The organism is Enterobacter sp. ECC_219_Taxon_10, assembly GCF_058354905.1.
Map to the genome: position 1 here is coordinate 4181219 of NZ_CM178005.1, position 21499 is coordinate 4202717.

The following is a 21499-nucleotide window of genomic DNA, read 5'->3' on the forward strand; positions in this document are numbered from 1 at the left end:
CTCCTTAGCTATTAACTGAATCTGACAGGTCTGCCAGATAGGTATCGGTGATGCGCTGGCGCAGGGTCAGATTTTCCAGCGGCGGGACAGGGGTGTAGTCATAATCGATATACAGTTTCCCCGCTTTCAGGGTTGATGCGTCGTTCGACTCAGGGTCATACCAGCAGGAGCCGTCGACGATATAGCCGTTGGTTTTCAGCTCGCGGAACTTGGCATTAATACCGGAGACAATGTCGCGGATAAGCGTTGGCGTGATGGGTTTATCCATCGCCCACGCGTGCGCTTCAGCCATGGTATCGGCCAGCACCTGCGCGGTACGGGTGTAGTTTTCAAAGACGAATAACGGATCGTCTGAGCAGGTGCGGTTACCCCAGAATTTGAAGCCGTCGTTGCGAATCAGCGTGGTGACGCCAGCCTGGTTGAGCAGGTTCGCGTCTGTGGCCTGTTCCTGCAGATCCCAGGAGACAGAAGCACTTACGCCAGTGACGCCGTTAACGCCAACGTTTGACAGGGTTTTATGCCAGCCCATTGTCTGGTCGATTTTGGCGCGCAGGCCAAGCGCACGGGCGGTCGCCCAGGCCGTTGTCGTCGCGTTCGTGGTGGTATCCCACGCCAGAAAATCAGGGTGGATAACCATCAGCTCGCGCTGGCTGAAGTTTTTGCGGTAGTTGATCGCCTCAGAAATGGTTTTACAACCCCATGCGCTGACATAGCCGAACGCGCGCAGGCTCTGGCACGTGGCGGCCAGCGCGGTTGCCACTTCCTGAGAGTCCAGCCCCGGTACGCCGAGAATGCGTGGCTTAACGCCGGTCACCGTTTTCGCCGTGAGAAGCGCCTTCAGACCGGTGTATTTACCGTTTTCATCGGTGGTACCGATGATGTTGGAAACGGTCTGTTTGTGTGCCTCTTCCGGGGTCTCTGCAGTGCCTTCAGCCACGCGAACAACCACGACAACCGGTTTACACTGGTCGGCGATCGCCTGCAGAGAAGCGGACAGCGTCCCCGCCTTGCCGGCTTTCGCAATCGCGCTTTGCACGTTGGTAATGAGCACAGGCTCGTTTAAAGGAAATGTCTTGTCGTCAGCATCGCTGGCCGTACAAACCATGCCGATGATTGCCGTCGAGACGGTGGAAATGGTGCGGGTGCCATCGTTGATTTCGATAACTTCCACGCCGTGGTGATAGTCGCCCATCCGGTTAACTCCTTCGTTTAGTGGTGAGGCTATTGTCTGTGGAGCGCGCAATTGATGCGACGTATTGGGGTTGGGGAAAGGATTGCACAACAAACGAAAAACCCTCCTGATGGAGGGTTTGGGGTCAGGCGGGGCGTTCGGGCCATTCAATCTCTGGTGAAACGCTGAGATCCAGCCGGTTTAGCATCACCCGATAGCGCTTCCAGAGTAACAACCTGGCAGCTTCCTCGTCTGTTGCAATGCCGAGCTCGAAGGCATCCTGGAGGGGAGCGATAGCCTCGGAAGCATCAGCAAGCAATTCAGTTTTTCTTGTTTGCGCCTGTTGAATTAACTCCTCATTGGTGAGCTGGCGTGGAATAATTTTAGTGCCATTCCATACCCACTCACCGTGTATATTCAGCCCTTCTGGCACGTCTGTTGGATCAACTTCGGAAACTGACATACCAAGAGGAAAGAGGCGATCAACCTGATTACTGAAAGAGCGAATAATGTTATTTTTGTCGTAGCAAATCTTTAAGGTGTCGGCCTGAAAGCGTGACATATGGTAATACCAGTCAAGCCCCTCATCTGACTGAAGAAATATAGCATTAAACAAGAAATCTTTAAATTCTGGTTCATACTGAACGAAATTTTTAAGTGTAATCATGCTGTATGACCTACAGTAATCCATCCGATATTAGACATATATTTCTGAATTGGGCGGTAAAAAATCGTATCGCCGCCAGGGTTATCACCTTCAAAGTTGTAGCCTGTCATAGCACATCCAGGAGGCACACGCTGCCAGGCATTTTTTACAATCGTAAATGCCCCCTCCGCACCCATGGCAACATCCCGGACAAAGTATTGCAGCGTCCAGTCCTGTCGTGCATAAGGGCTCAAATCCTGCTGGGGCGGCGGATTATTACTGGAATAAACCCTGACCAAACCGCCTGACTCAAACAACCCCTGACCAGCGACAATATTCCCCCCTGTCCCAATCTGGCCGGGAACATTTAAATTCCCATTAGCATTAAATGAATATATTGCCCCGGCTCCGCTATCACCCAAAATTTGAATAACAGCGGAACCAAAATCACCACTTCCTGAACGTAATATTCCAAAACTAACTGACGCACCAAATCCATATCCACTCGTCGCAGATGTTCCTTTTACAATTGGTAGATACATCGAAATATCTTTAGGAGTAGTATAACCAGGAACAAAAAATGGAGCCGAGGCATCAATATATTGATTTGCAAACGCCCCGCCGCCTTGCCAGTATTCAGGCTTTGTCGCGTAATAACATGCATTGTTTAAATACTCAACGCTTCCGCCGTAGTTTGTGATAACGTTCGTCCAGCTCCCCCAATAGCCATTATCCGCATTTAAGGTGCGGAATTTCAGCCGCTTTCCGCCGTCGCCATAGGACGCAGCATACTGCACACGATAGCCATCGCCTCCAAGGCCGCCCACATCAAGAATCGTCGCCTCATAACCCGGTGAATATGCTGCATCGGCATAACAGAAGCTCACTGAGTTAGCCGGGAGGGCGCTTGCATCGGCAATTGCCGTACCCGCTCTGGCGGCTACCGTTCTCAACGCCAGCGCACCACCGTTAACCAGCACGCGCCCCGGTGTGATGTCGTCGCGGCTTTCCTGAACATTTTTACCTGCGGCAGTACCCAAGCTGTTTTTGAGCTTTGTCACGTCATCATTGACGGTCTTCACAGCCTTAGGTGTAGCCGCAAGCGACTCAGACTCACTGTCGGTCACACTACTAAGCTGAGTAAACCCTTTAGCCGTCAGCGTGGCATCAGGATGGCGACGAGACTGCTCATGCTCTTCAAGCTTCTCATCAACGTACTCCTGGGTTGCCATTACCGTAGACGTATCTATCGTAAGCTCGACCGAGGCGATATCGCTGACCATGATCACCATTCTCACAGTCTGCGCACGCCCTGATCCCTCATCTAACAACGGCTTATAGCTTTCAGCCATGTTCCCAACGGCAATCAGTGTCCCCGTGTCATCATAGAGCCCCATCTCTCGCATCCAGAAACCGCCGGTTTCAGGAGGAATAAGAAGTTCTGCGATCACATAGTTCTGCTTTTTATTATCCTGGCTGATTTTATTAAGCGCATGGCGCCAGACTTCATTAACCAGCTTCGTCTGCCCGGCATCAGGCACCGGCAACGTGCCCCCACCGTCACCCACCGCCATCGCCGTAAAATTCACTTTCTTGCCGTTCGGGACGGTCGCTGCAGCCAGTTTTTCGGCACCGGCTTTGGTGATAACCGTTTTATATTTCACTGTCATTGTACTCTCACTTATCCGGGATAAACCGTAATGATGTCGCCGTCATAGCTCAGGGCGCCGGTATAGAGATAACCCGGAATGTCCTGGATGATATTCAGGCCAATAAGGTGGCGGCTGGCAGGCTTTGCATCAGCAATCAGCCTCTCCATTTCGTAATACATTTCCTCGGTGATACCGGTGTCCAGCACGCCAATATCAAGGCGGAAGGTGCCGGGCGGATCGTTGGTTTCCCACCACTCGGTGACGTTGATCAAATAGCCAAGCGGCTCCACCACGCGACGCACGGCGCCAATCGTCCCTTTGTGGGCATGGATAAACCACGCCGCGCGGATAACGTCCCGCTTAGTGGCTTCCGGCCAGCTCTCGTCCCAGCGGTCAACCGAAAACGCCCACGCCAGCCAGGGCAGCAGATTCGCCGGGCAGGTGTCCGCGCTCCAGAGATGACGCAGCGGAACGGGCGTATTTTCTATATCCGCACAGGCGCGCGCTGCCGCCACCTCAAGCGGCGATGAGCCAACCGGTAAAAGACGGGTGTTACTCATCGTTGCCTCCCACGGTTACGCTGTAGTGGCTGCACCATGAGGCCTGGGTTTCATCAAGCACGATGTCAGCTGCGGGTGCGGTCAGTTCCACCCGCTGCACCCCTTCTACGTGAAGAGCGGCGTAAATGGCGGACTTGCGAATATCGCGTCCAAGCCGATGCTGAGCCGTGATATAGGCCTGTAACCGGGCTCTTGCCGCGTTGAGTACCGGCTCGCTTTCAGGGCCGGGAAAAAGGAAAAGCGATGCTTCAATGCTGTAGTCAACGATTTTGGCCGACTGGACGGTAACGCGGTCGGCAACGGGCCTGACGTCTTCATCGTTGAGGGCATTACGAACAATAGCGATCAGCTCTTCAGACGCTATGCCGTTATTCTCCCGGGAGAGCACGGAGATCGTGACGTTCGCCGGCTGCGGGCTGATGACGGAGATGTCCGCTACCCGGCCATCGGCACTGCGGCCATGGAACTGGTACGCGCCCGTCGAACCGGCCACGCTCAGCCCTTCCGGCGCCTGCTGGATGCGCAGACGAAAATCGGTATCGGACTCCATCACAGCCGGCGTGGGTGGGAACGTGGTGTCGTCGGCAGGGGCGATCACCAGACGCGCAAGGTTAGCGTTTGCCCCAATCTGGTCCAGATCGCTGCCCGCTGCATAGGCCAACATGACCGCACGCGCGGCCTCGTTAACCCGCTGACGCCACATGACTTCCCGGTAGGCATTCTCCTGCAGGAGCTTCACAATCGGCTCTGACTCCAGCGTCAGCGTCCGCGCAATCGCCTCTCGCTCCTCTTCGGGATAGAGCGAGACAAAGGTGGCCTTTCGTTCTGCCAACAGCGTTTCATAATCCACCTCCTCCACGACATCAGGCGCGGCGAGCTGGCTCAGATCAACAATAGCCATAGCGTTTAACTCAGTGAAATGGTGATAGAAAAGGATTGTCCGGAGGTCGGGCGCGTGCCGGTGATATCGACATACAACGTCCCGTCGTTCTCCGAACGCTCGAAAGTGATGGCCGTCAGGCTTATCCGCGGCTCCCATTTCTGGATGGCGGAATAGCATGCGGACATGATTTGCAGGCGCAGCGCCGGGCTCTGCGGCCTGTCGATCATCGCCGCCAGCAGCGAGCCGTAGTCCCGGCGCATAACCCGCGAGCCAATCGGCGTGACCAGAATGTCGCGCACGCTCTGCCGGATGTGTTCAGCCTCTGAAATGCTCAGCCCGGTCTGCCTGTTCATTCCCCTGTATCGCACCGTCATTGTGTCCCCTTAGTCCAGCTTCCGCCGCTTTGCACGCTGCCGTGCGCGTGGTTGTCCACCTGTACCCCGTTGGAGGTGAATTTACCGCCGGAATGCTCAATATTTCCGGTCATCACACCGCCCTGCTGCACTTCAAGAGAGGCGGTAATTAACTTGTTGGTACACACCACTTCAGGCGTATCCAGCGTGATGCGGGAAGTTGACGTCACCCGCACCTCCGGCACGGTGGCGGTCAGCGATTCCGAGGCGGTAATGTCGGCCGTTTTAATGCCTGTAACCGTCAGCGCCCCGCGTTCGGGTTCGTACTCGATCACCGCGCCGTCAGGAAACGAGACGTGGAACGCATCAGGCGACCCGGACGGCGCCGGATGGTCGTCCGAGAAAATGCCAGGCAGCACAAAGGCGGTATCAAGCTCGCCTCCGATGGCCAGCAGCAGCACCTGCTCGCCCTCGGAAGGCGCCCACCAGACGCGCGAACGTCCCGCACGACAGGTTAGCCAGTTCAGCCAGGTAGTTTTCATCCCGCCGGTCTGGACACGACAAAGCCCTCTGTTGAGGTCAACCTCGGTCACAACACCGATACGAATCAGATTGCGGATCGCGCGAGCGATACCGTTCATGGAAGTTAATGTATTCATGAGAAGAGAATGCCGTTCAGGAGGAACGGCAGCAACGAGACGAGGTTTTATGCGGGATGAAACAACACGGCGCGGGGGAAATTAAGCCTCCCACTGGCTGACCAGCTCACCGTTGATGTACAACGACGTCGGACGCGTGACGGGCTCCGGCAGCGGCGGTTCGGGGGAATACGTCGCGTGCAGAGCGCCCTGCTCCTGTGCAACAAGCATGCGCTCGGTTAATTGCAAACTGACGCTGATATCCATCGTATCGTCATCGTTTAAGACGATCGTGAAGGAACATCCGTTTTTACGGCCTTCATCAAGGGTAAAAATGTCCGGCTGGTTTTCCCGAAGCCAGGCCAGCACGGGAACGAAAAATCCCTCGCTGTCACCGGTGAAACCGCTGACCTTTGCATTCAGTTGATAGTGTTTTTCAAAGGAGAGCGAGGAGGCCAGGCGGGCGTCAATATGCCCGCTTCCGACCGACATCTGCAGGCGCTCCGGGCTGGCGTTCAGTTGGGGGATCGCGTCAATTAATGCCTGACGCAGGCTCTTGAGTTTGTGCATCGAGTTTATCCTGACAGTTTTTAAGGGTTTCAACCTGCAGCGCGCAGGCGATAAGGGCATACTCAAGCCTGCGAATATCCGCGCTGAGATCGCCGTTAGTGGCGGGTTCGCTGCCCGGCATCGGGCAGAGGCTCACTTTCGGGCAGGCGTGGTAAACAATGGGCTGCGGAGGCGCAGGCGGTGCGGGTGTGCAACCTGCGGACAGCATCAGGCAGCCGAGCGCTATACCAGCGGCGTAACGCTTCATTTTCATTAAGTAATCTCCCGATAGTGGCTTCCCGTCTCGCGCTCTCCTCACCCGCAGTGACAAGCGCCTCACGGAGCCTGACCTGGGCGTTTTCGTTTGATCGGGATATCCGTTGTGACAGGGACAGCTGCTGGTTAAGCGTGGCGAGGGCCGTTTTTTGCTCGCTGGCGACCCGGTTAGCCGTGGCCAAGGAACGAGACAGGTTCAGGTTGTCATGACGAAGCCACAGCGTGATAGCCAGCAGCCCGGCCAGCGCCAGCATGAGGGCTCTCATTGCAGCCCCTTCATGCACCAGGCCTTCTCGCGGACGCGACGATTTTCCAGCCCGGCATTTTTGACGCCGTTGATGTACACCCAGCGGGTAAGCTGCTCGCACGCCTGCGACCACTGTTTACGCTTGATAAACGACACCAGCGTCGAACGACAGGCAGCGCCTGCGCCGACATTAAACGTGAAGCTCACCAGCGCGTCGTAGACCCGTGGCGGCATTTCTACCGGCGCGCACGCCGCCAGCCGCCGCTCCACGTTGAGCACATCAGCGACCAGGTTTGCCGCGGCCTCACGCTCCGTAATGTCCCGCGTGGGCACAACGTTTGCCGTGTGGCCAATGCCTGACGTCCATACGCCGGCGTTACACCTGTAGGGCGAGAGGCGGCATCCTTCGAGATCGGCAATCAACGCCAGCCCATCCGGGGAGGTTTTCAGTAACCGAAAGTCAGGCATCAGCACCGCCAGGGCCAGCACGCCGGCGATACTGCAACGCTTAATGATTGAGTTCACGAATGCTCTTCTTATCGAGGCCAAGAGATTTGAGATAGCGCCAGGTTTTTCTCTTAAACCAGTAATTCGTCAGCGCGGTAAAAATGGCGCAAAGACTTCCCACGTACAGCGCCACTTTTTCAGGAGACATCGCCCCGAACCAGGCCAGCGCCACAGCCAGCCAGTAGGCGATAAACGTGGTGATTTTCTCCAGGCTCAGTCCCATAGGTTTACGGATTCTTTTGTGGGGGCGGTATCCACCTCCGGCATCTCTACCGGCGTGCCGTGAGGCAAGATAACCCCTGACTCCGCGAGGCCAGAGTTGGCCTCCAGAACGGCTTCAACGACGCCAGCCGTGCGCCCATAAAAGCGGGCGCAAACGGCATCAAGCGTGTCCCCCTGCATTGCATAGATTTTCATCAGACGCTCCCAACATCCGGTTTCAAGGTACTGTAGAGTTTCCCGGGCCAGCAGGCTTTTCGCTATCGCTGACGGATGGACGCTCGCGGACACAACAGACCGTCCGCGAGAAGCGAAGCGCGGTTCAATAGGAGCGTAAAAATCTAATGAGGGTGTTCGGTCCGGGTAATAAAACCGGGGCTAGCGCCAGCTCTCGTCTTCCCAGACCTCCCGGAGAATAGTGTCCAGCGCCTCGCGATCGGCCTCTTTTTCAAGCCCCTGGAGCTCCACACCCGTCACCGAGCCTATTTTCACGATCACCCGCGTTGACGGAAACAGGGATCCAATCCTGCGGGTCAGTTCGCTCTGAAAGGCTTCGGCGACGGACTGGCCAGCCAGCCGATCTTTATCGAGAGTAATGTTCACCCGAACGTTACTTTCTTTTTTAACTCGTTCCGGAACAGGCGATGCCGAGAAAACAACGGTAAAGGCGTTGTTCTTGATTAAATTTCCCCGCGCAATCTCGGCAATCAAATTCAGGGCAATCTCACGATCTCTTTCCTGACACGTTCCTTCTGTCGTCAGCCGAGCAATCATCTCGACTCGTTCAATCATGACCTGCTCGTTCAACTCTCTGTCCACACAACCTCCACCACGAGATACTGTATAAACATACAGTAGCATGTATTCATAAAAAGAGTGAAGCGAAAAATCAGAACACTTCACGGTATGTGCATGATATCGATGAAGATTAGCGTGCTCGCCGGGTTAACAGATCCGTTAAATACCCAATACGTTCAAGGATTTTCCGCGCCTTTTCCTGATAAGAACACGCCGCAGGAAATAGCGATCCGTCAGCTGCGCCCCTGCACCATTTGTCGTTAAAGCGGCTGACGCCTCCCGCCATAAGATGCAGGGCCTCGCCCCGGCTGATGGCTATCCCGGTTGAGAGCCGTATTTCGTCAATCACCTTCTCTGGTACCCCGTTCTGCGGGTCGCTCGCGAAGACTATGGGCGACGACGGGCCTGGGCGGATGAATTTGATGCGTTCGGTTAATGCCCGTCTCGCACGCCGGCTAAGGGGCTTAGACAGATCGTCCTGCGTACAGTTATTGACAGAACTCCGAGAGGGCTCAGGCGTATCCTTAACCTCCACGGCCCGCTTCGGCACAATTTTCCACTGGGTGTGCCGGGTTATAATCGGGCTACCCGCGCCGACGGCGGAATCGTACACGCCACGAATACGAACGGTTTCCTCGCCGTACTGGTTAAACCCGGCGCGCGGCTCATACAACGTACGCACCTGTAAATCGTCGCGCCGGACAAGCGGCCCGCCCTGCGCTGTGACATAACCCGCCCAATCACCGGCGTCGGCGGCATCATGGACGGCGGCAAACTCAATGCTCAAGCCGCGCGCGGCCTCGGCATCCGCCAGACGGCGCAGCTCGCGGTAGACCGTTACCGGCGCGCCGCCGATGAACTGAAACTGACGAATGTGCCAGCGTCCCGCCCAGGCCGAAACGGCGGACGCCATCTCCTTCAGAAGCCCGCCGCTTTCGCTATCGGTCTCGCCATCAAGCGCATAGCCGTCGATATTCTTTGAGATGTATTTGGCTATATAGCCCGTAGCACTGCCTTTCTGCGGATCGATCGCTTCCGCATGAAAACGCGCCCTTCTGGCGCTTTCGCTCTGCAGCTCAACGGCATCCTCCAGCCGTGCGTAATCCCCGATAATCTGGCGAACGCATTCGACATCTTCCGGCAGCATAAACATCAGCATGTGCCAGTGGGGCGTACCGTCGTGATGGGGTTCGGCGACGCGGATACCAAAAATACGGTGCCCGTCCCGGTGGAGTTTTGCCCGGATACGCGCCCAGAGACGGGTAAAGTAGCCTTGCGTATCCGCCGGGCTGGCCCCGTTCCACTTCGCGTTGGGGTAGCCCGACTTCACGGTCGCGTGATACTGCGCGGGCGCGGTTAAGGTATAGAATTCACCCACATAGCCCAGCGCCCCGCAGATATTTTCAAACCCGCGGATGCGGGTCATCAGTTCACAGCGGCGTATCGCCGGGTTAGCTACTGAACGATCATATTTTTCAATCAGGCTGATGCGGTTGCCCTCTTCATCTTCAAGCTCCATGCCCTTAAGGAATTCCCGGGTTCGGCGCTTCTGCTCGCGCCACTCGGTCACGCAGCGCCTGCTCGCATACGCTGTTCTCTTTTTGCTGACGTTGCCGAGCGCAATCTGCAAATGCTCGCGCCAGGCCGCCGCGATCCGACGCAGGCGCCCGCGCCACCACGCCTCGGAAAACATGCGGATCACCGCCGCGGCAACGTCATCTTTGTTGAAAAACGTCTTCGACACCCGCTCCCAGTGGGGAGGTGACACGTTGAACTGTCGGGCGATCAGTCCGGCGCGCTGGTACCAGACGTAAAGCGTCCGGTATTCGCCCATCTCAGCATCGTTAATATTCGCCAGCTCGCCGCGAATAAAGCTGGCGATATCAGCGGCCAGCAGGTCGATATCCGCACGGGACATATCCGGAAGACGGTTATAGCGGGCAACCAGCTCGACCATCCGTGAGGCAAGGTATTGCAGAATCTGGGTGTCGAAATGGCCGTCAAACACGGCCCTGGAGACCATGTTGTGGAGGCCCGCGCAGGTATAGCGTTCAGAGATCAGGCGCAGGCGGGGCAACATTCTTTTGCCGAAGCGGATCAAGAAAGCATTGGCCTGCAGGCTGCCCCGATGCTTTTCGAGGGTGTCAACCGTGCGCCAGACCTCGAAGCGCACGCAGTCAGGCTGCTGTGAGAGGGCCATTCTTGCCTGATGCAGCGCCGCGAAGAGGCGATCGCGACGCTGCTGTTGGGCGTGCGTGAGGTAAGGGCTGGCAATGGCCGACCGTGGAGCATTCCACGGATAAGCAAATGACGTCGCCAACTCATCCTCCCCGGACGTGTTTGTTTTTCATCTCCGCGATCTCCTGGCAGGTGATGCACAAGGCCACCCCAGGCACCGCCTTTCGACGCGCCTCAGGTATCGGTGCATCGCAGTCCTCGCAGAGGAAACGCGAAGGCGATGCGGGCCGTCTGCGGGCACTGTTAATGTGGCGCTCTCTGTCTTCCTGCTCGCGCGCCTGCGCAAGATCGATATAATCGGCCATCAGTGCAGCTCCTGAGATTCACGTTCGTAGCGGGCCGCCTCGTGGCACAGCAGTTCGGCAACGTCTTCTCCGCTCATGCCGGTTTTGAAGATATGGCTCGCCAGCGCCTCCAGGCGCAGGGAGACCGCGAGGGCTCGCGCGCATCGTTCCTCTGTTTTTGCCTCCATCAGCAGACGTTTTAGTTCTTCACTTCCGATCGGATTAGGGCGGTTTTCACCGTTTCGCATCACGCTTTCTCCTTAAATTCAGGCAATAGATTGCCCGGCGGGTTTACGCCAATAGGTTTCGGGTTGGATTAGATCGGCAGGGTCAGCCGTTCAGGAAATAAACTCACGACAGCGCGAAAATGGTTCATGGCGATAATCAGCGCCCTTTTCTCCTCGGTCGTCAGCTCGCTGATATCGCACTCATGACGGGCGACGGGCAATCTCGCCAGGAAAAAGATGGCGGCCAGCGCCCTGCTGTTTTCTTCAAAACAGGGATCGCGCTTGTCTCGCATCTCGGCCATAAACCGCGCCAGCTCTTTTCCGCTGTCGCTCCAGTATCTGGCGCGCAGTTCCGCGACGTGGTTAAGTCCACTGAGGCGTGCCCCCACGCTGAGCGGAACCCTTGCTCGGGCAGCTTCTATTGCCATATACCCTCTCGCGTGAATCCGCGCAGGCCGAATGGCCAGCCGCTACCTTGCAGAAAACAGATATAGCCCGGCATTTTCCGCCGTTTGATGATTGCGATTTCACAAGCCATGCTGCAAAATTCCCATTTTGATAATGTCTGCAATCTTTAGCCTCTGTTTGCCAACGTCTGCCGCAGATTGCTCGAATTTGCAATGATATTAATACCCAATTGAGTATTAGTAAACACCCAAAGGAATATATTTTGATCTTAGATTCTCAAGTGAATAATGAAGAGTTACTCGATAGAATCTGTCAGGTATATGGTTTCACGCAGAAAATCCAGCTGGCCCGGCACTTTAATATCGCCGCCAGCTCGCTTCAGAACCGCTACGCGCGCGGTACTATCTCTTACGACTTCGCGGTTCAGTGCGCGCTGGACACCGGTGCCAGCCTGCGCTGGCTGATGACCGGGCAAGGCGCGCAGTTTGAAGGTAACCCCGCCTCGGGCGACCCCGTTTCAGTTTCCATGTTCACACTCAGTGATGGAAGACTGGAAGAAAATACTATTTTGAGTATTGATTCAGCTGTCTTTAGCAAACCGCTGGCTCGCGGCATTGCCGTCCGGGCGGAGGGTAAGCTGCACTTTATCGAAAAAGAGGCGTCGTTAACCGACGGCCTGTGGCTGGTTGAGATTGAAGGGACCACCAGCATCCGCGACTTAACGCTGCTACCGGGTAAAAAACTCCACGTGGCGGGCGGTAAAGTTCCCTTTGAGTGCGGTATCGACGAGATAAAAACGGTGGGCCGCGTGGTAGGGATCTACAGCGAGATGAGCTGATGAAAGCGTTCTGCGACAAGAACAAAAAAGCCAACGCCGCATTCACGCGGCGTTGGCCCTGTTTTAAAGACAGTAAAAACTTACAACAGGTTAAAAGACATAACGCATGCCAAGGGTAAATTCATTAGAGACAATATGCGCTTTCATCTGTTCGTCTTTTAAGCCACGCGCGTTAGTGAAGTTGTTATACCCACTTTCGATCTTACCCATATCGATATAACGGTAGCCCAGATCAACATACAGACGCTCAACCGGCATGTAGCTTACGCCCGCCCCTAACGCATAAGTCAGATTGCTTTGTGTTGTCGAGGCATATTCACGTCCGGCGTTACCCTGCCAGCCGCCCGCTTTGATTTTACTCACGCCAAGCCCGGCAGTACCGTAAACAGACACACCGTAGCCCAATTCATAATCGCGATAGACATTCAGCATCAGACGTTCAGTTTCAGTCTGTAAGTGATTAAAGCTATTAGCGAATGTGCTGGAGCCGCTGGTGTACTCCGTCTTTTGTTTAAAGGTATATTCACCCTCTGTACGCCAGCCGTTACCAAACTGATAGCCCGCAGCAATCGCCGCGCCGCCAAAGTGCTCTTTCTCTTTACCGCCCACAAACTGCCCTACCCCAGGACGTGCGCTGGTATCCATCTCCTTTGCACGTTGTTCAACCTGGAGATATTTTGCGGAACCGTAATACCCTTCTTCCGTATTTGCCGCCAGAACGGTAGCCGGGATCATCGCGATCGGCAGGGCGACTACAATAGCTTTCATCTTCATCTACACTCCGTTGAAAAAATATTCCGCACGGCGAACCATCGTCTGCCGAGGTCAGGAAAAAATGTCAGTGAGACGAAGCATAAGCACTCCCGAAAAGGCAAACTATTCGGAGGAATACGCGTTTTACCTGGTAATTTTACGTAGGGACTTGTCTTGCTTTAAAAACTATTGTTATTTATTTCAATTAATTAACGCTTACTATTAAAAGCAACCTACTCATTTCATCTGTTACGCGCCCATCTTCACACTCTGTAAAATCTAAAGAAATCCCCCATCGCGCCGATCATCATCCGTGTGTATTATTTCCTGTAGCTTTTACAACAACTACCCTTAACTCAAATACTTAAGCGCCAAAGCGAAAGGCATCATGAGCACACCGATCAAACGGCTAGAAATCATTAAAAATGCCATTGAACTGGAAGATTACGACATCATCCAGAGCCAGCTGACACGCCTGAAAAATGAAGCGTTTGACGATGAGCTACAGGCAATCGTCGTGATGCTTGAGCAAAAGAACTACACCGCGGCGATGGCGGCCATTACCGCCTGGCTGCAGGGCCAGCGCGCCGTGACCCAATGGCGCGATCCGCAGGTGGCTGCCAGCAAGCTGGAGCTGAAGGCGCTGGAAGAGCGACTGCGCGATCTGATTGACCGCCGCAACGCACGCGTACAGCAGCTTGATGAGTTCAACGATTTGTATTTCTCACGGCTGGGCCCGCTGATGCAGCAGATCCTCGCCCTGCGTAAAACCCTGGCGGAGCTGAACCTGCGTCGTCAGCAGGCGGAGGCACGTCGTCGCGAGGAAGATTACCGTCGCTGCCAGCGGTATATGGCGCAGGCGGTAGAGGTGCTGGCTACGCTCACCCAGCGCTGGCGCGACCTTCCGGCCGACTCCGTGCAGGCCGCTGAGGCGCGCAAGCATCTTGAGCAGCAAAGTAATCTGATTGCAAACCTGCTGGCCGAAGCGCTCGAGCTGGAGAGCGGCTTAACGCGCGAAGAGGAGCCTGCCCGGCAGGCCCGCGACGAGGCCAACGAAGAGTACGAGAAGTATCGCGAACAGCATCACGATGCCGAAGTGCGTCTGCGTAAGGGGAAAGATCTCTCGGAAGAGGATCAAAACGAGCTCAAGCGCCTCTGGCGGCAGGCGAGCAAGCTCTGCCATCCGGATTTAGTCGCAGACGATCTAAAAGAGGAAGCCAACGCGATGATGGTGCAGCTCAACCAGGCGAAGCAGCGCGGCGACGTAAAAGCCATTCGCTCGCTGGTGGCCCGCCTGCAGCAGGGCTTCGAGCCATTGATGGCAAGCGACAGGCTGAACGATCTGGAACGTATCCGTAAAAAAATGGCGCAGGTCCGCGAGCAAATCGATACCTTAGTGCACGAGCTGGCGGAGCTGGAGAAAGAGGAGTCCTGGCTGCTGGTCTCTTCGCTGAGCAATATGGAAGCGTACTTCGCTCAGCAGGAGAAAGCGCTGCACGAGGTCCGCGCCTCGCTCGAACATCAGGTGAACGAAGCGCAGCTGGATTCGGCAGCCTGATTATTTAGCGTGCCAGTATGCGCTGGCACGCACCAGCTGCTGGTCAATCGCGTCGGTTTCAAACTGGCGGCTCAGGCTTTTCACCACCTTCCCTTCCCCGGTCAGCCAGATAAAGTAATCCTCAGCCGGAACGGTCAGCGCCGCCAGATGGTCCGCTACCGCCTGCGCGTTGTGGCCCACCACCCATGTGATATTGAATTCGCTCAGGTGCGCCAGATAGCCTTTGTAAGATTCGTCCCCGACCGTCACTACCGCATGAACCTCCGGGCGAACCGGCAGTTTAACAATGCTCTCTAAGCGCCGACGCAGCGCGGGCATGCCGGACTCGTCGCACACGTACAGCTGCCAGGCGTAATCCTCCGGCACCACCAGAGAACCGCGCGGGCCGCCGATGGTCAGCCTGTCGCCCGCTTTCGCCTCGACCGCCCAGCGGCTGGCAACCCCGCCGTCATGAATGAAGAAATCGAGCAACAGCTCATGATTTGCCTCATCGTACAGCGGCGTATAGTCGCGCGCCTGCGGACGCACGCCGTCGCCCCAGTCGATGCCTTCATCGGTGACCACCGGCGGAACAAACGTGGTGCCAGGTGCCGGGAAAAAGACTTTGGTGTGGTCGTCGAAACCGCGGGAGCTAAAGCCCTCCAGCGCCTCGCCGCCTAAAACAATGCGCTGAAAGCCTGCGCTGATGCGCTCAACGCGGCGCACCGTCAGCTCGCGAAAACGCAGGTCATTACGCACGCGCTGTGGGTAACGGGTAGATGCCATTTTTAGCCTCTTGTCTTGTGAATACGATATATCGAAACTGATTTTTAAATGATAATGATTACTAATCAGTAAAAATGCAAGATCTTTTAGATTGCATCTGAATATATCTTAGATATAGTTTAGATATATCAAATTAAAGAGACTACTATGCGACACGAACACGATGGCGGCGGACGCCGACCGCGCTTTTTCGGCCACGGCGACCTGCGGCTGGTGATCCTGGACATCCTGACCCGCAGCGCGAGCCACGGCTATGAGCTGATCAAAGAGATCGAGAATCTGACTCAGGGGAACTACACTCCGAGCCCAGGTGTGATCTATCCAACCCTGGATTATCTTCAGGATCAGACCTTTATCACCATCACGGAAGAAGAAAGCGGTCGTAAGAAGATTGCGATTACCGCTGCAGGACAACGCTGGCTGGACGAAAACCGGGAACAGCTGGAACAGATCCAGGTGCGTATTAAAGCGCGCAGCGTCGGCTTTCAGCTGCGCAAAAACCCGCAGATGAAGCGGGCGCTGGATAACTTTAAAGCGGTGTTAGATCTGAAGGTAAATCAGGGAGAGCTCAGCGACGCGCAGCTCAAGCAGATTATCGGCGTAATCGACCGCGCGGCGCTGGAGATCTCCCAGCTGGATTAAGCCGGCGCGTGCTCGCTCACGCGGAAGACGCGTACCAGCTCTTTCAGGTGCATCGCCTGCTCGTTAAGGGATGCCGCCGCCGCGACGGACTCCTCCACCAGCGCAGAGTTCTGCTGGGTGGTGGCATCAATCAGGCCAATCGCGCTGTTGATCTGCGAGATCCCTTCCGTCTGCTCGTGGCTGGCCTGGCGGATCTCGCGCAGGATCACGTCCATCTCCTCCACGTTGCCGACCATCCCGTTGATCAGAGCGCTCGCTTTTTCCACCAGGTTCATCCCGTCCTGGGTTTGGCTGGTGGAGCTCTCGATCAGCTCGCGGATTTCGCTGGCTGACGACGCGCTCTTCTGGGCAAGCTGGCGCACCTCGCCGGCCACCACCGCAAAACCACGGCCGTGCTCGCCGGCACGCGCCGCTTCCACCGCCGCGTTCAGCGCCAGAATGTTGGTCTGGAAGGCAATGGCGTCGATCAGGTCGATAATGTCGGACATCCGGTTCGACGTCTCGTTAATCAGGCGCATTTTGCTGGTCACCTGCTTCATCATCTCCCCGTTGTTTTTGACCACCGTGGCGGCATCTGCCGAGAGGTTGGTCGCTTCGCCGGTGTGCGAGGCGGTGTTTTTCACCGTCGCGGTGATCTGCTCCATCGAGGCGGCGGTCTGTTCAACGGAGCTGGCCTGCTCTTCGGTGCGCGCGGCCAGATCCTGGTTCCCGGCGACAATCTGCGCGGCCGCGCTGGAGATATTCTCCGAGCCGGTTTGCACCTGCTGCACAATGTCCAGCAGGCGGTTTTTCATCTCCATCAGCGCGTGCAGCAACAGGCCCGTTTCGTCCTTGCCGTGCGGCGTGATGCTGCCCGTCAGGTCGCCCTCTGAAATGGCATTGGCAAAATTCACCGCCTCGCCGAGCGGACGAGTAATAGCGCGCACGATAAACCAGCCAATCAGGCTGCCCGCCGCAACGCTAAACAGGGTGATCAGGATCAGCAGCAGCCGGCTGGATTTGAAGTCACCTTCCACCTGCTTCCCTGCGCTCTGCATCTCATGGTTCTGAATCGCAATCAGCTCCTGCACTTTGGCTTTATAGGCCTGCTGCACGGTGAGGGTGCGGGTCATCATCTCCTGGATTGCAGCCGCGCGATCGTTGTTCTGCACCGCCTGCAAAATGCGATAGCGCGAGTCCAGATACTGCTGACGAACGTCGCGGATCTCGGCAAGGACCTGCTGTGATTTCGGATCCTGCAACACGCTGTTTAGCTCACCCAGAATCAACGTAATATGTTCGCTGATCGTTTTAAGATGCTGCTGCGACTGCGCCGTGTACGTTCCCTTATCATCCAGCAACATGAGCTGCTGAGTGCTAATAAATTCCTGGAAGTTGTCGATTAACTGGTTCGCTTTTACCGTGGTCGGATAATCATGGGTAATGATGGATTGCATCCCGTTGTTAGCCCGGTTCAGACTCAGTAAGGACATACTGGCGCTAACTACCATCAGGACAATAAAGAATCCAAACGCCAGAAATAATTTCGTGCCGATCTTTACGTCATGTAAGAACATATTTTCTCCATCGATGTGATTATTTCTCAGACGATCGCTGTTATCGGTAACGAATCCGCTAACTTTATGACTTTGATCGTTTTTTTATTTCATAACCATCACAATGGATAGGTAGAGGCTATTAATACCGCCTCATCGATCGTTACCAGACCACCAGAACAGGGTTTTACAAAATAGCATCACGGAAAACTGACTTAGGCAGGAATAAATAACTGAGGCACTTTCTTTAGTTATTTAATATCTGATTAACAATAAAACATATTAATAGTCACAAGCAGAAATAAAAAAGCCGTTTATTCCTTACGGTATAAACGGCTTTTCCGGAACACTACTGGCTCAATGGAGCACCGTTACCGCATCCTTAAGACGCCCGGCGCGGTGTTTCACCATGGCAGAAATGTGCGCGCTCTCCTCGACAAGGTCGGCATTTTTCTGCGTGATGCTGTCCAGCTCCGCCACCGCACGGGTTAATTCTGACAGTCCGGTGGCCTGTTCGGACGTCGAGTGGCTGATCTGCGCGATAAGCTGCGTCACGTTTTTCACCTGCTCGACAATGTCATCCATCGTGCGGCCTGCGGCGTGCACCTGCTCAGAGCCGGACTGCACCCTGCTGGCGCTGGCATCAATCAGCTTACGGATATCGTTAGCCGCATTCGCGCTGCGGCTGGCGAGATGGCGGACTTCCCCCGCGACTACGGCAAAGCCTTTTCCCTGCTCGCCGGCCCTTGCCGCTTCAACGGCCGCGTTCAGCGCCAGGATATTGGTCTGGAAAGCGATATCGTTAATCAGGGTGGTAATTGAGCCAATTCGCTGCGTGCTGTCGGCGATGTCGTCCATGGTTTTGACGACGGTCTGCATCGCGTTTCCGCCCTCCGTCGCCGCGCTGCTCGCAGCAACGGAGAGTTTATCCACCTCAGCGGCGGTTTCAGAGTTGCTCTGAACGGAAGCGGCCATCTGATTCATCGTTGCGACGGTCTGCTGCACGTTCGCCACGGTCTGACGCGTACGATCGTTCAGCGCTTCATTCCCCTGCGCCAGCCTGTCGCTGCCGTCACGGACGCTCATCACCTGGCTTGAGACGTCATTGATGAGCCAGCGGCACATCAGCCCCAGTTGTCCTACCGCGCGCAGGGTCAGCCCCAGCTCGTCGCTGCGGTTCAGATGCTGCACACTGTTACGCTCGCCGGTCGCCACCTTCAGCGCCTGACGCGCCACGTTCTCGATCGGGCGGACAATCTGCTGCTCAAACAGCAGCGTACCCAGCAGCATTACCACGGCAGCCGCTGCGAGCGGTGCCCAGCCTGCGGAGGTCGTCAGCAGGGTAGCGGCAAGCGCGGCAAAGAGTACCGCCATCACGCTGCGTACCCGCCAGCGCAGCGGCATTGCAGGAAGTTTACCCCGCCAGCCCTTACGCACCACCAGCCCTTTATGAATACGTTTTTTACAGCTCCCGTTATTCAGCGCCCGGTAGAGCGGCTCCACGGCGGCAATCTCTTCCTCCGTGGCTTTGGTGCGGATCGACATATAGCCCGTCACCTGCCCGCGGCGCACCATCGGCACCGCATTCGCACGCACCCAGTAGTGGTCACCGTTTTTGCGCCGGTTTTTGACAATCCCGCTCCACGGCTCGCCCTGCTGCAGCGTGTACCACATATCGGCAAACGCGGCTTTTGGCATATCGGGGTGGCGCACCATATTGTGCGGCTGGCCCGTCAGCTCATCAAGCTGGTAGCCGCTCACCTGCACAAAGGTGTCGTTGGCGTGGGTAATGTAGCTGTGGACGTCTGTGGTAGACATTAAGGTGGTGTCATCGTCCAGAGGATAATTATTCTGGGTGACAAAGGAGGGAGAAGACATGATGGGCATTCCTTGCAGGTTATTCGAATGTTAATTTTGTGGTTTATTGTTTTTTCGGCGGTAAACAATTTATCTTTAGTTGTTAAAGTTGATGGAGATCGCAGATTTCACTTAAACCGCACTTTTTGTGAGATTTTATAATTCATTGATTTCAAATACTTTCACAAAGAAATTACCTACAAAATATGACCTGTTAACGCCCACTTAAGCCGCAAGCAATGCACTCCTTTAGTGCAATTGCCCTTTTCTGCCCCTCACAACGTATGTTGCCGTGTTCCGCGAAATCCCGTTTCGGCTGTATTGGCATGATTAAATATTGTGCAACAATATTTTAACCTGGCGTTTATCCCGATTTTCGTTAAGTCATCTGAAGTGGCGTAATCCCTGCAATACTTAAACCAGTATCATGTGATACGCGATCCCCGGGAGCACATTTTGAACAGGTTACCTTCCAGCGCCTCGGCTCTTGCCTGTACCGCGCACGCACTGAATCTCATTGAGAAGCGAACGCTCGATCATGAGGAGATGAAACAACTTAACCGAGAGGTCATCGATTACTTTAAAGAGCACGTCAATCCTGGTTTTCTGGAGTATCGCAAATCTGTTACCGCCGGCGGGGATTACGGAGCCGTAGAGTGGCAAGCGGGAAGTCTTAATACGCTTGTCGACACCCAGGGACAGGAGTTCATAGATTGCCTGGGTGGTTTCGGTATCTTCAACGTGGGGCACCGTAATCCAGTAGTGGTTTCCGCCGTACAGAATCAACTTGCGAAACAACCTCTCCATAGCCAGGAACTGCTCGACCCGCTTCGCGCCATGCTCGCGAAAACGCTGGCGGCCTTAACCCCCGGCAAACTGAAGTACAGCTTCTTCAGCAACAGCGGCACGGAATCGGTCGAAGCGGCGATTAAGCTCGCCAAAGCGTACCAGTCGCCGCGCGGGAAATTCACCTTTATCGCCACCAGCGGCGCGTTCCACGGTAAATCCCTGGGCGCACTGTCGGCGACCGCGAAATCCACCTTCCGCAAGCCGTTTATGCCGCTGCTGCCGGGCTTTCGCCACGTGCCGTTTGGCGACATCAACGCCATGCGCACCGTGCTGAGCGAATGCCGTAAAACCGGCGATGACGTGGCGGCGGTGATCCTGGAGCCGATTCAGGGTGAAGGGGGTGTGATCCTCCCTCCGCAGGGCTATCTGCCCGCCGTGCGTCAGCTGTGCGATGAGTTTGGCGCGCTGCTGATCCTCGACGAAGTGCAGACCGGGATGGGACGCACCGGCAGGATGTTTGCCTGCGAGCATGAAAACGTTCAGCCGGACATTCTGTGTCTGGCGAAAGCGCTCGGCGGCGGCGTGATGCCAATAGGAGCAACGGTTGCAACGGAAGAGGTGTTCTCGGTGCTGTTCGACAATCCGTTCCTGCATACCACCACCTTTGGCGGCAACCCGCTGGCCTGCGCGGCGGCGCTGGCCACCATCAACGTGCTGCTTGAGCAAAACCTACCCGCGCAGGCGGAGCAGAAAGGCGACATGCTGCTGGACGGCTTCCGCCAGCTGGGGCGTGAGTACCCGGACCTGGTGCAGGAGGCACGCGGCAAAGGAATGCTGATGGCGATTGAGTTTGTCGACAACGAAATCGGCTACAGCTTCGCGAGCGAGATGTTCCGCCAGCGGGTGCTGGTGGCCGGCACGCTCAACAACTCGAAAACCATCCGCATTGAACCACCGCTGACGCTGACCATTGAGCAGTGTGAGCAGGTGCTGAAAGCGGCGCGTAAAGCGCTGGCAGCGCTGCGGGTGAGCGTGGAAGAGGCGTAATATCTACTCCCCCTCCGGACGAGGGGGAGTTTAATGACCCATCTGGCAGAATAAGTTAT

26 protein-coding genes are annotated in these 21499 nt (G+C 55.8%); 4 read left to right on the forward strand and 22 right to left on the reverse strand.

What is annotated here, in order from left to right; all coding sequences use genetic code 11:
* Positions 1–4 precede the first annotated feature (4 nt).
* From AC4ICF_RS19835 to AC4ICF_RS19920, 18 genes are all read right to left on the reverse strand, one after another.
* Positions 5–1192, reverse strand: a complete 1188-nt coding sequence (locus tag AC4ICF_RS19835) for a phage tail sheath protein (RefSeq protein WP_316379901.1) — start codon at positions 1190–1192, stop codon at positions 5–7.
* Between the two features lie 124 nt (positions 1193–1316).
* Positions 1317–1838 carry a tail fiber assembly protein gene (locus AC4ICF_RS19840; RefSeq protein ID WP_316379900.1) on the reverse strand — a complete coding sequence of 174 codons (522 nt, stop codon included), beginning with the start codon at positions 1836–1838 and terminating at the stop codon, positions 1317–1319.
* Positions 1835–3487, reverse strand: a complete 1653-nt coding sequence (locus AC4ICF_RS19845; RefSeq protein WP_439209977.1) for a phage tail protein — start codon at positions 3485–3487, stop codon at positions 1835–1837. The genes AC4ICF_RS19840 and AC4ICF_RS19845 overlap by 4 nt, the downstream gene beginning before the upstream one ends.
* 11 nt (positions 3488–3498) lie before the next feature.
* Complete coding sequence (locus AC4ICF_RS19850; protein ID WP_233002774.1) at positions 3499–4029, reverse strand: phage tail protein I; 531 nt, start codon at positions 4027–4029, stop codon at positions 3499–3501.
* Positions 4022–4930, reverse strand: a complete 909-nt coding sequence (locus AC4ICF_RS19855) for a baseplate assembly protein (RefSeq protein ID WP_136343796.1) — start codon at positions 4928–4930, stop codon at positions 4022–4024. Before AC4ICF_RS19855 ends, AC4ICF_RS19850 begins: the two co-directional genes overlap by 8 nt.
* A gap of 5 nt (positions 4931–4935) precedes the next feature.
* Positions 4936–5286 (reverse strand): GPW/gp25 family protein, encoded by a 351-nt coding sequence (locus AC4ICF_RS19860; protein ID WP_041908038.1) that lies wholly within the window; start codon positions 5284–5286, stop codon positions 4936–4938.
* Entirely contained in the window at positions 5283–5924 is a 642-nt protein-coding gene (locus tag AC4ICF_RS19865; RefSeq protein WP_439209976.1) for a phage baseplate assembly protein V, read from the reverse strand. The genes AC4ICF_RS19860 and AC4ICF_RS19865 overlap by 4 nt, the downstream gene beginning before the upstream one ends.
* A gap of 81 nt (positions 5925–6005) precedes the next feature.
* On the reverse strand, positions 6006–6473 hold the full coding sequence (locus AC4ICF_RS19870; protein WP_316379898.1) for a phage tail protein: 468 nt from the start codon (positions 6471–6473) through the stop codon (positions 6006–6008).
* Complete coding sequence (gene lysC / locus AC4ICF_RS19875; protein ID WP_233002771.1) at positions 6436–6681, reverse strand: Rz1-like lysis system protein LysC; 246 nt, start codon at positions 6679–6681, stop codon at positions 6436–6438. Before lysC ends, AC4ICF_RS19870 begins: the two co-directional genes overlap by 38 nt.
* Complete coding sequence (gene lysB, locus AC4ICF_RS19880) at positions 6569–6994, reverse strand: Rz-like lysis system protein LysB (RefSeq protein WP_439209975.1); 426 nt, start codon at positions 6992–6994, stop codon at positions 6569–6571. Before lysB ends, lysC begins: the two co-directional genes overlap by 113 nt.
* Positions 6991–7500: a lysozyme gene (locus tag AC4ICF_RS19885; RefSeq protein WP_316379896.1), complete on the reverse strand. Its 510-nt coding sequence runs from the start codon at positions 7498–7500 to the stop codon at positions 6991–6993. The genes lysB and AC4ICF_RS19885 overlap by 4 nt, the downstream gene beginning before the upstream one ends.
* Entirely contained in the window at positions 7484–7705 is a 222-nt protein-coding gene (locus tag AC4ICF_RS19890; RefSeq protein WP_006178624.1) for a phage holin family protein, read from the reverse strand. Before AC4ICF_RS19890 ends, AC4ICF_RS19885 begins: the two co-directional genes overlap by 17 nt.
* A complete protein-coding gene (locus AC4ICF_RS19895; protein ID WP_069732677.1) occupies positions 7696–7899 on the reverse strand; it encodes a tail protein X in 204 nt (67 codons plus the stop codon). Before AC4ICF_RS19895 ends, AC4ICF_RS19890 begins: the two co-directional genes overlap by 10 nt.
* A gap of 180 nt (positions 7900–8079) precedes the next feature.
* On the reverse strand, positions 8080–8520 hold the full coding sequence (locus AC4ICF_RS19900) for a DinI-like family protein (RefSeq protein WP_316379895.1): 441 nt from the start codon (positions 8518–8520) through the stop codon (positions 8080–8082).
* Between the two features lie 109 nt (positions 8521–8629).
* Positions 8630–10819: a replication endonuclease gene (locus AC4ICF_RS19905; RefSeq protein ID WP_316379894.1), complete on the reverse strand. Its 2190-nt coding sequence runs from the start codon at positions 10817–10819 to the stop codon at positions 8630–8632.
* 1 nt (position 10820) lies between these two features.
* Positions 10821–11042 carry a TraR/DksA family transcriptional regulator gene (locus AC4ICF_RS19910; RefSeq protein WP_233002766.1) on the reverse strand — a complete coding sequence of 74 codons (222 nt, stop codon included), beginning with the start codon at positions 11040–11042 and terminating at the stop codon, positions 10821–10823.
* Complete coding sequence (locus AC4ICF_RS19915; protein WP_233002877.1) at positions 11042–11269, reverse strand: DUF2732 family protein; 228 nt, start codon at positions 11267–11269, stop codon at positions 11042–11044. Before AC4ICF_RS19915 ends, AC4ICF_RS19910 begins: the two co-directional genes overlap by 1 nt.
* 68 nt (positions 11270–11337) lie before the next feature.
* A complete protein-coding gene (locus AC4ICF_RS19920) occupies positions 11338–11676 on the reverse strand; it encodes a DUF5347 domain-containing protein (protein ID WP_316379893.1) in 339 nt (112 codons plus the stop codon).
* Positions 11677–11918: 242 nt separating this feature from the next.
* Here AC4ICF_RS19920 and AC4ICF_RS19925 point away from each other — a divergent pair, with 242 nt between their 5' ends.
* Positions 11919–12494 (forward strand): phage repressor protein CI, encoded by a 576-nt coding sequence (locus AC4ICF_RS19925; protein ID WP_316379892.1) that lies wholly within the window; start codon positions 11919–11921, stop codon positions 12492–12494.
* 90 nt (positions 12495–12584) lie between these two features.
* Here AC4ICF_RS19925 and AC4ICF_RS19930 read toward each other — a convergent pair whose 3' ends face one another.
* Entirely contained in the window at positions 12585–13268 is a 684-nt protein-coding gene (locus AC4ICF_RS19930; protein WP_163329713.1) for an outer membrane protein, read from the reverse strand.
* A gap of 367 nt (positions 13269–13635) precedes the next feature.
* Here AC4ICF_RS19930 and AC4ICF_RS19935 point away from each other — a divergent pair, with 367 nt between their 5' ends.
* A complete protein-coding gene (locus tag AC4ICF_RS19935; RefSeq protein ID WP_439209974.1) occupies positions 13636–14805 on the forward strand; it encodes a coiled-coil domain-containing protein in 1170 nt (389 codons plus the stop codon).
* Here AC4ICF_RS19935 and AC4ICF_RS19940 read toward each other — a convergent pair whose 3' ends face one another.
* Positions 14806–15570: a siderophore-interacting protein gene (locus AC4ICF_RS19940; RefSeq protein ID WP_316379890.1), complete on the reverse strand. Its 765-nt coding sequence runs from the start codon at positions 15568–15570 to the stop codon at positions 14806–14808.
* A 147-nt stretch (positions 15571–15717) separates the two neighbouring features.
* Here AC4ICF_RS19940 and AC4ICF_RS19945 point away from each other — a divergent pair, with 147 nt between their 5' ends.
* Complete coding sequence (locus AC4ICF_RS19945) at positions 15718–16212, forward strand: PadR family transcriptional regulator (protein ID WP_316379889.1); 495 nt, start codon at positions 15718–15720, stop codon at positions 16210–16212.
* Here AC4ICF_RS19945 and AC4ICF_RS19950 read toward each other — a convergent pair.
* Together AC4ICF_RS19950 and AC4ICF_RS19955 are read right to left on the reverse strand one after the other, a co-directional pair.
* Entirely contained in the window at positions 16209–17768 is a 1560-nt protein-coding gene (locus tag AC4ICF_RS19950) for a methyl-accepting chemotaxis protein (RefSeq protein ID WP_302220270.1), read from the reverse strand. The genes AC4ICF_RS19945 and AC4ICF_RS19950 overlap by 4 nt on opposite strands.
* 336 nt (positions 17769–18104) lie before the next feature.
* On the reverse strand, positions 18105–19625 hold the full coding sequence (locus tag AC4ICF_RS19955; protein ID WP_302220267.1) for a methyl-accepting chemotaxis protein: 1521 nt from the start codon (positions 19623–19625) through the stop codon (positions 18105–18107).
* Between the two features lie 435 nt (positions 19626–20060).
* Here AC4ICF_RS19955 and ygjG point away from each other — a divergent pair, with 435 nt between their 5' ends.
* Complete coding sequence (ygjG, locus tag AC4ICF_RS19960; RefSeq protein ID WP_052682963.1) at positions 20061–21440, forward strand: putrescine aminotransferase; 1380 nt, start codon at positions 20061–20063, stop codon at positions 21438–21440.
* Positions 21441–21499 lie beyond the last annotated feature (59 nt).

Coding starts and splice junctions, on each gene's coding strand:
- AC4ICF_RS19835 (WP_316379901.1), bottom strand. CDS start 1,192: ATGGGCGACTATCACCACGGCGTGGAAGTTATCGAAATCAACGATGGC.
- AC4ICF_RS19840 (WP_316379900.1), bottom strand. CDS start 1,838: ATGATTACACTTAAAAATTTCGTTCAGTATGAACCAGAATTTAAAGAT.
- AC4ICF_RS19845 (WP_439209977.1), bottom strand. CDS start 3,487: ATGACAGTGAAATATAAAACGGTTATCACCAAAGCCGGTGCCGAAAAA.
- AC4ICF_RS19850 (WP_233002774.1), bottom strand. CDS start 4,029: ATGAGTAACACCCGTCTTTTACCGGTTGGCTCATCGCCGCTTGAGGTG.
- AC4ICF_RS19855 (WP_136343796.1), bottom strand. CDS start 4,930: ATGGCTATTGTTGATCTGAGCCAGCTCGCCGCGCCTGATGTCGTGGAG.
- AC4ICF_RS19860 (WP_041908038.1), bottom strand. CDS start 5,286: ATGACGGTGCGATACAGGGGAATGAACAGGCAGACCGGGCTGAGCATT.
- AC4ICF_RS19865 (WP_439209976.1), bottom strand. CDS start 5,924: ATGAATACATTAACTTCCATGAACGGTATCGCTCGCGCGATCCGCAAT.
- AC4ICF_RS19870 (WP_316379898.1), bottom strand. CDS start 6,473: ATGCACAAACTCAAGAGCCTGCGTCAGGCATTAATTGACGCGATCCCC.
- lysC (WP_233002771.1), bottom strand. CDS start 6,681: ATGCTGTCCGCAGGTTGCACACCCGCACCGCCTGCGCCTCCGCAGCCC.
- lysB (WP_439209975.1), bottom strand. CDS start 6,994: ATGAGAGCCCTCATGCTGGCGCTGGCCGGGCTGCTGGCTATCACGCTG.
- AC4ICF_RS19890 (WP_006178624.1), bottom strand. CDS start 7,705: ATGGGACTGAGCCTGGAGAAAATCACCACGTTTATCGCCTACTGGCTG.
- AC4ICF_RS19895 (WP_069732677.1), bottom strand. CDS start 7,899: ATGAAAATCTATGCAATGCAGGGGGACACGCTTGATGCCGTTTGCGCC.
- AC4ICF_RS19910 (WP_233002766.1), bottom strand. CDS start 11,042: ATGGCCGATTATATCGATCTTGCGCAGGCGCGCGAGCAGGAAGACAGA.
- AC4ICF_RS19915 (WP_233002877.1), bottom strand. CDS start 11,269: ATGCGAAACGGTGAAAACCGCCCTAATCCGATCGGAAGTGAAGAACTA.
- AC4ICF_RS19920 (WP_316379893.1), bottom strand. CDS start 11,676: ATGGCAATAGAAGCTGCCCGAGCAAGGGTTCCGCTCAGCGTGGGGGCA.
- AC4ICF_RS19930 (WP_163329713.1), bottom strand. CDS start 13,268: ATGAAGATGAAAGCTATTGTAGTCGCCCTGCCGATCGCGATGATCCCG.
- AC4ICF_RS19935 (WP_439209974.1), top strand. CDS start 13,636: ATGAGCACACCGATCAAACGGCTAGAAATCATTAAAAATGCCATTGAA.
- AC4ICF_RS19940 (WP_316379890.1), bottom strand. CDS start 15,570: ATGGCATCTACCCGTTACCCACAGCGCGTGCGTAATGACCTGCGTTTT.
- AC4ICF_RS19945 (WP_316379889.1), top strand. CDS start 15,718: ATGCGACACGAACACGATGGCGGCGGACGCCGACCGCGCTTTTTCGGC.
- AC4ICF_RS19950 (WP_302220270.1), bottom strand. CDS start 17,768: ATGTTCTTACATGACGTAAAGATCGGCACGAAATTATTTCTGGCGTTT.
- AC4ICF_RS19955 (WP_302220267.1), bottom strand. CDS start 19,625: ATGTCTTCTCCCTCCTTTGTCACCCAGAATAATTATCCTCTGGACGAT.